The sequence below is a fragment of the Paracoccus sp. 228 genome, assembly GCF_000967825.1.
In the GTDB taxonomy this organism is placed as follows: domain Bacteria; phylum Pseudomonadota; class Alphaproteobacteria; order Rhodobacterales; family Rhodobacteraceae; genus Paracoccus; species Paracoccus marcusii.
Genome location: NZ_JYGY01000026.1, coordinates 1 through 1,959 on the forward strand (window position 1 = coordinate 1; position 1,959 = coordinate 1,959).

Here is a 1,959-nt window from a genome sequence, read left to right on the forward strand (position 1 = left end):
GTGAGCCTGCCCTGAGATTGGCTCAGCCCCGGCCTACCCTTCATAACCCGCTAAGATCAGCTCTTAGTGTACTATTTTGCCCCTTTCGGCATCAGACGCTTGGCTTGCCATGGGACTTCTTTAAGAGCGTGGTACGCGCCATTCTCATTTCGCTCAATTAAAAGAGATCAGATATGTCACTGCCATTTTCCGGAGGCTGAATTGTGAGCCTCCGCCAAAATTAATGGGTAATAATCCTATATCTCTAGCACACCAGCTTCGATAGCGAGAATAACGCAATGCAACTTGGAGCAGGCACCAAGCTTCCTCATGGCACTGCGGATATACTGATAGACCGTGCCCTCCGTGAGCCCGAGAATTGCTGCTGTCTCCCAGCTAGTCTTTCCGCGGGCGGCCCAAGTCAGCACATCGTGCTCACGTGGTGAAAGTTTCGGCGCTTCTGCCCGTGCGCCGAGGCGGTCCAGAATATCGCGTAAGGTATTACCGCACACTTCGAGTTCGCGCCGGTGGGCCCGGCAGAGCGCACGCCACTCTGGCGCCGGCAGGTCTGAGGCAAGCGAGAAGACCCCAAAGGAGACCGACCCCGGCTGATAGAGGTACATTGCGCAACCGCAATGTGGTACCCCGTGCGCCCGTGACTGTTCGAAAAAGGCGCGGTCCTCCCCCTCAAGAGTGTCCACGTCCCACAATTGCAGGCCGGTGGCATTGCGCGCCACCCGGATCGCCGGATCCTGCCGGTAGAGCGCGTTTTCTAGGTAGGTCTGATGCCAACTCTCGGGGTAGGTGGTGCTGGCGCGACTGCCCCCGCTGAGGCTCACCTCGATGTAGGAGATATGGTGCACTCCTATCTCGCCGAGAACCTTGCTAAAGTCGGCCATTATGGCCGCCTCGCTCGCAATCCCGTGTTCCATATCCTTACACCACTCGAAAAGCTGGCTCATGGGATAACCTCGCTAAGGATCTTTCCTCATAGCAGGATGTATGCACCCAAAAGTAGGTTTTAAGGTAAGCGTCCGGTCAGGCCGCTTGTTTTGACCAGTTCCACGGCAGGAGATCTTCTACGCGGGTGATCTTGTAGTCTGGGATGCAGGCCAGCGTATCGGCGAGCCAGGCCTGCGGGTCTACGCCATTCAGCTTTGCGGTCTCAATCAGGGTATATGCGATGGCGGCGGCGCGGCCGCCGGTCTGCGAGCCGACGAACAGGTAGTTCCTTCGTCCGACGGCCACGGATCGCATGGCGCGCTCGGCCGTATTATTGTCCAGTTCGAGGAAGCCTTGGTCGAGATAGGGCCGAAGCCGCTTCATGCGTGTCAGGCCATACCGGATCGCCATGGCCAGCGGCGACTTGCCGGAGATCGTGGGCAGTTGATCATGCAGCCAGCTCTCCAAACCGTCGAAGATCGGCGCCGCTTTTGCCTGGCGGATCTCGACACGCCGGTCCGGCGGCGATCCACGAGCCTCTTTCTCGACGGCATAGAGCTGCGCGATGCGCCGGATGGCCTCGTCGGCGATGGCCGATCCCTGGGCCCTGTGGACGTCGACGAACTTGCGCCGGACATGGGCCATGCAGGCGACCTCGTGGATGTCGCTGGACCGGTAGATGTCCTCGAACCCGGCATAGCCGTCGGCGTGCATCCAGCCGCAATATCCTGACAGGTGATCCTTCGGGTGCTGGCCCTTCCGATCGGGCGAGAAGCGATACCAACTGGCGGGCGGGGCATCACCGCCCCAAGGCCGCTCGTCCCGCCCGTAGACCCACAACCGTGCCGTCGCCGTCTTGCCTGTGCCGGGTGCCAGCATCTTCACCGACGTGTCATCCGCAAATATCGCCTGTCCGGCCAAGACATGCCGTCCAATGGCCACCGCGAGGGGTTCCAGCAGCGCGGTGGACTTGCCGACCCAATCCGTCAGCGTCGAGCGGTCGAGGTCGAGCCCCTCGCGCTCGAAGATCTGGCTCTG

General features: G+C 60.5%; 2 protein-coding genes. Both read right to left on the reverse strand.

From position 1 onward, the window contains the following. Positions 1–236 precede the first annotated feature (236 nt). Complete coding sequence (locus SY26_RS19655; protein WP_045984006.1) at positions 237–941, reverse strand: LuxR family transcriptional regulator; 705 nt, start codon at positions 939–941, stop codon at positions 237–239. Between the two features lie 76 nt (positions 942–1,017). After that, positions 1,018–1,959: IS66 family transposase (locus SY26_RS19660; RefSeq protein ID WP_046001975.1), on the reverse strand; the 942-nt coding region annotated here is incomplete at its 5' end.

Excerpts from the sequence above, each read along its gene's own strand:
- SY26_RS19655 (WP_045984006.1), bottom strand. The coding sequence starts at position 941 with ATGAGCCAGCTTTTCGAGTGGTGTAAGGATATGGAACACGGGATTGCG.